The organism is Planomonospora algeriensis (assembly GCF_977012225.1).
The window spans coordinates 1-330 of sequence record NZ_CDRNDK010001140.1; the positions used below are offsets into that span (position 1 = coordinate 1).

The following is a 330-nucleotide window of genomic DNA, read 5'->3' on the forward strand; positions in this document are numbered from 1 at the left end:
CCGTCGAACCAGGCCACGATGACGGCGAAGGCGCTCTGGTAGAGCACCATCGCGCTCGCGACGCCGATGGCGGCGAACACCGCGTACAGCTGCGGCAGGTTCTCCACCTGTGACCAGGCCAGTACGGCGAGCGTGCCGAGGACCGATCCGGCGGTCATCAGGCCGCGACCGCCGCGGGCGTCCAGCCGGCGGCCCACCACCGGTGCGCACAGCGCCGAGACCAGCACCGAGCAGGTCAGGGCGGCGGCGATCTGGGCGGTGGAGGCGTGCAGGTCGGCCGCCATGGGCAGCAGGAAGACGGAGAAGGCGTAGTAGAGCACGCCGTAGCCG

The 330-nt window shown here is 71.8% G+C and carries 1 protein-coding gene; it reads right to left on the reverse strand.

Annotated elements, in window-relative coordinates:
* On the reverse strand, positions 1-330 hold a 330-nt coding region (locus ACWJ6R_RS38175), incomplete at both ends, for an MFS transporter (protein ID WP_449066826.1).